We start from the raw sequence: 6,841 nt of genomic DNA on the forward strand, positions 1-6,841 counted from the left end.
ATTAAATTGAATTAGTCAATATTTAATCTGACAGTTACGAGTAAAAAGGTAATTTTAAAATCAGATTAAATATTATGACTACACAACAAAAAATAATCAAGAATATCTATGAACTTTTACATGCCCTTCCGAACATTTCCATGCCAATCATTTGCGAATACCCCGTGCCGAATGTATGTATGATACCATCATTGATGATGACATCAGCAACCATCCCGGTGACCTGCATTAACTGCTCTTTTTGTCCGGAGGACAGTTTATTTATTAGTTTTTTGGTTTCTTCCGGATATTCGAACATGGGTTTTGCTTTTTTATAAATGTTACCTGAGGTTATGACCCAAAACGCTTGTTTAAAACGGGGTGGGTGTAAATTCTCTTTTTATGTCTGAATTCCAAATCGTCTGTCAGGATATCAAAAGTCACCTTTGAAACATTGCCCACAAGAAATTTCACGCTGTATAGCGTTTCTTTTTTCTCGCCCGGCACCTGTTCTAAAACTTCTTGTGTAAAAGCTTCGTTATCGGTAATAATCCTGCCGTATTTATAATTGGGGATCCATTTTGAGGTTAATTCGTTCCCTTCACGATCAAAGAACCTAAAAGACTGATAGTCAATATTCATGTGTTTTTTCAAGTCCATGACAACGCTACTGTCGGAAATTTTAAAATTGTAATCGGAATTGTTGGTATCTGAGGTGAGGCTGATCGTTTTTCTCTTCGTGGGTGTAAATGTAATCATGTCGACCTCAATTTTTGTGATGTCCAGCGGCTTCTGGTATAAATTGCTATAGTAGGGCCCTATAAATAAAGGAGTGTTGTATTTTACGTTCCTGTCCTGTTTTAGTTCAAAAACAGGGAATCCGTCCCTGTTGTAAAAATAAATATGATTCACCTTGGAATACGCCCCAACCAAAAGAGAGTCTACAATCCTGATATTTTTGCCTGTATCCCCGAATCCGGAAAGGTAGTACATGCTTTTAGCCCAGGAAATACTTGTTTTCAGGCTGTCCGTACATTGTTTAATAAGTTGTTCCAGCTTATCTTTGTCTGTTATTAAAGGGCGTTTTTTATAACTGTATTCTGCAGGTTTGAATGCATTGGATCTCTTATAACTTTTAACCAATAAAGTGTTTTCGATAGGCATAAATTCTTCAAGGGCGCTCGGTGCCTGATAATCTTTGGCCTTGCTTATTAGTAAAACACATCTGTCATTGTCTCCGTAGGTTATTAATTTGGTGTAAAGCGGTATTCCTGTTTCTTTGTCCAGCACATATTTAACCGCAATATTGGTCGTATGCTGTTGTTCTTCTGCAATACCTTTTCCATAGACGACCACCTCTTTATCGTTGATGTCCCTGACGGTATAATGAAAGGCTACAGATCCGTTTCCCGCCCCCATGATCTTATTTGATTCGGCACCGGTAACACTCCACGAATGCCCTTTCTTCAGCACAATGCCCTTGTAAAATTCATTGTATTCCGGGTTGTAGTACTTTCCAAAGGCATTTATAACCTCACGAATCTTATCCAAATACTTTACGTTTGTATGGCTTACCAGCTGCAGTTTTCCGTTTTCGGGCTTAAAAATAAAGGGTTCAGACATGGTCGTTTTTATCCGGGCGCTGTCTTTTTTTCCCATCTTTTCAAGATTTCGGGTATCCAGTACGTGCGATGATTCTTTTACCTGGGCCCTGTTCAATTTTACGCTGATGCTCTTGTTATTCTCTGAAAAAGTGGTTTCCACATCGGACTTGAGTGCCAGTTTGAATATAGCCTGTTCAAAAACAATAGCTTCGGTCTCAAAGGCATAGGGATGATCTTCTTTTGGATTAAATTTCAGTTTTTGGGCGAAGCCCGGAGCAGATGAAAATAAAAATATAAAAAGGATAAGTTTTTGTGTCATGAATGATAACATATTTATAATAATGAACCCGGGTATCCAGAAAAAAGAGGAAGTAAAAGAAGTTTACTATTTTCCCAAAGCAAATTCCACAACGCTTTCGGCATGTATCCTTGTTGTATCAAAAACCGGAACATTCATATCGCTGCACTGAATCAGTAATGGGATTTCCATGCAGCCTAAAATAACTCCTTCTGCTCCAATATTTATACCTTAAAGAATGAACCCCCACCTAAAATATCATGTGTTTTTCCATTGATGATCTTGTAATACACCAGGGATGATCCCTGGCTCATCCCGCCGATAAGTCCTATTTTTTTCATTTTGATCATTTTTTCCGGTTTGTCACCAACGTATGGGATAAATGCAGTAATAAGCCTAGTTTCTATCCAAAATCCTTCTGTGGTAATTTATTTGCCCTAAATGATAGTTTAAATGCGCATGTAAACGTATTAAAGTAAATGCCATTCCTGTTTCTTTTCCCCCGATTAGCATCGGAAAATCCCCTTTTATTTGATCTTCTTTTAGTTTACCTATTCCTTGACTTACGATCTCAATGGTTTCATCTATTTCTGCGTACATTTTAGCCCTATCAACATTTTTAGCGGAAAATTCAAGATCCCTTTGTCTGACATATCCAATTTCAGCTAACCCGTTCCCAATAAAAGTTTTCAGATTTCCGATGATATGCAGACATAAATTTCCCCCCGAATTTTTTATAGAATGTTCAATTTTCCATAAGGCTGATTCGTTATTGTATAATTCAATTTCCTGTTTGACCCGATTTAAATCCTGACGGAATAATTCTATTAACGCTTCTTTCATCTTTACTTTTCTAATTTTTCGATTCCCTTTTTTGGTCCTATAAAATAGCTTCCTTATCTGAAATGTTGCGACGCCTGTCCTAAGTTTATCGAAGGGCTTGCGCCGAAAGCCGAAATATGATATGTGGTTTTCGGCTAATCTCTTATGCGTATATCTACCATACCGACAAAGACAGTTTGCTATTGTCGCCCTGGCAAAAATACAAATTAGTCACTATCCGGTGGCGAGCATGAGTACGTAATGATCCTCGATATTTCCTATTTACACAGTTTATGAGATACTGCCTTTTGTAGTTTCCTTGAGAACCGGATCCGTCAACAAGATATTCAGCCCTGGCCTATCGGCAGGCCGAATACTTAGTTATTGACTGTTCGGGTTTATTCTTTTTCGTATATAAAAAATCTATCTTCTTTGCTGTGACTTAATGGAGTAGTCGCTATTATTTTTAAAGTTTCTTTGGATACATTCTCAAATTTGTGAACTTCATTTGGATATATAGTAAAGGCATCTCCACTAACAACTTTTTTGCTGTCTTCCCAAACTATTCGTTCGCCATTTATTTTACCTATTGATACAATTCCTTCACCAAACAAGATAAAGTAGGTTTCAATTCCTGTTTTATGATAATGAGCGGGAATGAATTGATCTCTTTTTAATTCAATTGCAAAAACAGACATATCCTCATCTCCTGTCAAACGAGCAAGCTTTACACCTACATTTTTATCTTGTACAACATTATTTAATGTTTCGTCTATATTCGATATTATCATCTATTTCAGGTGTTTAGGTTCTTGAATTTCTCCGTTACCAAATGACCAATTTTCTCTTCCGTTATTTTCAAGAAGCGTAATTATCACATTATTTTTGGCCACTGAGGTTGAAGAACTTATTTGAATGGCAATTTCATTATATAGCTTCTTTTTCTGCTCTAAAGTCCGTCCTTGACCGGCAATAATTTGAACAAAAACAATATCTGAAGTATGTTCAATTCCTAAATACTTTTCGGGATATTTAATTTGCTCCGATTCTAATTCTTCAATAATATGGAAATAATCATTTTCAGGAATGTTAAATTCTTTAATTAATGATTTATGAATAGAAACCGAGATATTATCTTTTGTTTTTTTCGTGAATTTCTTTGGCAAGCTAATTCTTACTAATGGCATGTTCTTTCAATGTTTTTATTTATCAATGTTGTTTTTTACCTGACAGCTAACTCCTAAATATACGCAATACTATAACCTATTTTTTATTTTTCCAAAACGTATACTCAGCACAGGTGTAACGCACGAAAAAGGTTATGCTAAGGCAGTACTCTTTACCTCCTCTTCGCATAACCTCAATAGCATATTTGCAATCCGGGAAAAATGCAGACTATTTGAATGTGCGTCTTCTGTTTAGGGGAGCCTTACAGTGATTGTAGGCTTTAAACGTATCAAATCGAAAGAAATTTAAAAAGGGTTACAACCCTTGAATTTAATCTCGCTCATTTCATATATACAGTGTTGTGTGCGGACTTTAATTCACTTCTGATAATTTCAAGATTTGGTTATGTACAATAATTTCAGGATTCACTATACGTTTTTTAGTCTTCAACTTTTTATTTTTCAATCCATTACCCCTGATCTTAACAATCCATTGCATTAAATTGAATTTCTGATTTATTTTGTCCATAAGATAAAAGTCGTCCTCGAAAAAGTCCTTTTCTTCAATTATCCCTTTTTCCAAGCAATCTTTAATTATCGTCTTCATTATTATATTTATCTCTACATTTTCCTCTCCTTCAAAATATTCAGCTGTCAGGAAGTTGTATTTTGCCTGGAACCATTTTCCGTAATCTTCGGATTTCAGGACAATTCTATGATCAAAAGTCGCTAACCCATTTATAAACCAGGAAATATTTTCAAGTGAAATTTCTCCGATTTGAAACATATCCCTAAGTGTATAGTCTATTCTATCCGCGGACAAATAAGGTAACGGGTATTCTAAAAGTTTAAATTTTTCGATATCCATAAACACCGTTCTATCCATTTGATATTTCTCCAATACAGCGTTTAATTCACTATCTTTTAAAACCGCACCATATCTATTTTCATGATAATCTTCTCCTTCGATGTCAAGTACATAATCAATTAAATGAGAAAATGCGGTATGCGAAATATCATGAATTAATCCGGCGATTTGTTCTTCAATACTTCCTCCAAGTTTTTTTATGATTAGCATTACCCCAATCGAATGCTCAAATCTTGTATGATTTACTTTTGGGTTAACTAAAAAGATAGAACCTCCTTGATGAATTTTCTTCAATCTCTGAAAGACATTTGTCTTTATGATTTCTTCAATTACTCCTGAAAATTCAAACTCTCCATATATTTTATCTACGTACTTCATTTCTTTTAGCTTGCACACCATTCATTAATACACTGTATATTCCGCTGAAAACGGACACTTTTCTCAAAAACTTTCGGTTAAATTAATTAATTTTTTTTTACTGTTCTTTTCTGAATTTTCTCATCGATTCCTCCCGCTGGTGCGCGATTGTATCGTGTTCTCTCTTCCCGCTCCCCCCCTCGTGCGCGATTGTATCGCGTTCTCTCTTCCCGCTCTCCGAAATGTCATAGGTTATACGAATGTCCCCTGACTTCACAGCCCAGACGTTTGAGCTTTCTTGGTTAGTACAACATTCCGAAGACCCAAAGTGGAATATGGAGTGCGGGAAAGTCCACATCGTCAACAACGACAAAGGCATGCTCCATCCCTTCAATCTGCTTGCGACCTTTCTGCTTTCCGCCAATTTCAAATACATAGGTATCGTTTATGGTAAAATCTCCTTGTTTGGGGAGAGATATTTTATGGTGTACTGCCACTTGCGATGCAAAAAAAGTTTCACGCAGATTCCCTTTATCAGTAGCATTGGGAGCCAATGCAAAGGCCAGATTGGGATTGTTCAAAAAGATCTTTTCCGGTTTTTGCAAGGTACTCACACTTATTCCTGCCGGATAAACCAGTCGTATGAGCTGTGCTTCTTCCAAAAAATGCAGGTATTCGTTTATGGTGTTTCGGTGTATGTAACTTTTTCTGGCCAGTTCCGAAATATTGGGTTTGAACGGAACATGGGCAGAAAGAATGTATAAAAGCTGTAACAGTTTCTGAGCGTTCTTGATATCAAACCCCGATAGCTGTGCCATATCATACTCCACGATAATACGGATGACCTGTTGCAGTCGTGTAGCAAAACCTTCTTCATCTTCCAGTGAAAACGGATAGTACCCTTGCTGCAGGTATTCCGCAAAATATTCTAATGGCCGGAATTTTTCGGGAAATTTATGTTGCCATACCTGTGTGCCGCTGATTATTTCGTCGAAAGACAGCACAGGCAGTTCTGACCTGTATTTGAAGTTCATATATTCCCTGTAAGACATTCCGTAAAGTGTGTACATCAATGCCCGGCGGCTTAAATCCACCTCTTCTTTTGCTATATCTATAATGGATGAACCCGTAAATATGATTTGCAGATCATCGTATTCGTCATACAGGTTTTTAATGTGCTGCGACCAGGCAGGATACTTGTGTACTTCATCCAGAAACAAAATTCTCCCGCCCCTGTTGTAAAAAAGCCGGGCAGTATCTGCCAAACCCGAATCGGTAAAATACAAATCGTCTAATGTCCAGTAGGTCGCCTGGTTCGGCGGAAGACTCAGTGTTTTTAACCGTTGCAACAACAAAGTGGTTTTACCTGTTCCTCTGGCTCCTTTAATTCCTATTAATCTATTATTCCACAATATTTTATCAAACAGATAACGCACACTGCCTGTCTTTACTCCGCGGACTAACCTTACTGATTTATTTAATAATGCTTCCATAAAATGACCATATCAAAGTGCAATTTAAATCATTTTATGCACATTTAAAAATGCACTATGACTAATTAATGCACATTTTATTGTGCAATTATTCTAAAATAATGGTGAATTGATGGGATTCATTCGCCCCCGCTGGTGCGCGATTGTATTGCCTTCTCTCTCCTCCCTCCGCTGCCGCACCATTGTATCGTGTGGTATCTTTAATTTCCTGAGCTTTACTCATAACCCTATTTTTCCGGAAATGAAAAATCTGT

Annotated in this window: 7 protein-coding genes; all 7 read right to left on the reverse strand. The window is 36.9% G+C overall.

Going from position 1 to position 6,841, the window contains the following annotated elements; genetic code table 11:
* Positions 1-106: 106 nt before the first annotated feature.
* Positions 107-298 (reverse strand): SIS domain-containing protein, encoded by a 192-nt coding sequence (locus ED312_RS21745; RefSeq protein WP_123218132.1) that lies wholly within the window; start codon positions 296-298, stop codon positions 107-109.
* 32 nt (positions 299-330) lie between these two features.
* The gene (locus tag ED312_RS21750) at positions 331-1,902 is read right to left on the reverse strand and encodes a hypothetical protein (RefSeq protein WP_123218133.1); all 1,572 of its coding nucleotides are present in this window, start codon (positions 1,900-1,902) and stop codon (positions 331-333) included.
* Between the two features lie 375 nt (positions 1,903-2,277).
* Positions 2,278-2,724 (reverse strand): DUF1572 family protein, encoded by a 447-nt coding sequence (locus tag ED312_RS21760; protein ID WP_123218134.1) that lies wholly within the window; start codon positions 2,722-2,724, stop codon positions 2,278-2,280.
* Positions 2,725-3,101: 377 nt separating this feature from the next.
* Entirely contained in the window at positions 3,102-3,494 is a 393-nt protein-coding gene (locus ED312_RS21765) for a cupin domain-containing protein (protein WP_123218135.1), read from the reverse strand.
* Complete coding sequence (locus ED312_RS21770; protein WP_123218136.1) at positions 3,495-3,890, reverse strand: tautomerase family protein; 396 nt, start codon at positions 3,888-3,890, stop codon at positions 3,495-3,497.
* Positions 3,891-4,242: 352 nt separating this feature from the next.
* Positions 4,243-5,115 (reverse strand): HD domain-containing protein, encoded by an 873-nt coding sequence (locus tag ED312_RS21775; RefSeq protein ID WP_123218138.1) that lies wholly within the window; start codon positions 5,113-5,115, stop codon positions 4,243-4,245.
* A 281-nt stretch (positions 5,116-5,396) separates the two neighbouring features.
* The gene (locus ED312_RS21780; protein ID WP_123218137.1) at positions 5,397-6,587 is read right to left on the reverse strand and encodes an ATP-binding protein; all 1,191 of its coding nucleotides are present in this window, start codon (positions 6,585-6,587) and stop codon (positions 5,397-5,399) included.
* Positions 6,588-6,841 lie beyond the last annotated feature (254 nt).

The sequence above is a fragment of the Sinomicrobium pectinilyticum genome (assembly GCF_003725735.1).
GTDB lineage: Bacteria > Bacteroidota > Bacteroidia > Flavobacteriales > Flavobacteriaceae > Sinomicrobium > Sinomicrobium pectinilyticum.